Genomic DNA, 289 nt, shown 5'->3' on the forward strand with positions numbered 1-289 from the left:
GTCAGCGGATGGACACGGATATCGCAGAAGTGACCCGGAAAATCGGGGAGGCGGAAAACAGCCTCACGCAGCTGGTTGCGAAAAAGAATGAGGACCAGACACTGGCCATCGCGCAGGTGAGCCAGAAAGTGGACCGGGTGAGCAGTGAAATCTCACAGACTGTCAGCCAGGGGCAGTCAGAAAATGCCCGACAGATAGCACAGGTCCGCCAGTACGTGGATAAAAAAGGGAGTGAAATTACCTCGACCACGGATAAAAAACTGGGTGACCAGGCCGTGACCATACAGCA

At 54.7% G+C, this 289-nt stretch carries 1 protein-coding gene; it reads left to right on the forward strand.

Annotated elements, in window-relative coordinates:
• The coding region (locus LZP73_RS20355) for a hypothetical protein (RefSeq protein WP_234236760.1) at positions 1-289 on the forward strand (289 nt) is incomplete at both ends.

This window comes from Shewanella sp. AS16 (genome assembly GCF_021412365.1).
Lineage (GTDB): Bacteria > Pseudomonadota > Gammaproteobacteria > Enterobacterales > Shewanellaceae > Shewanella > Shewanella salipaludis.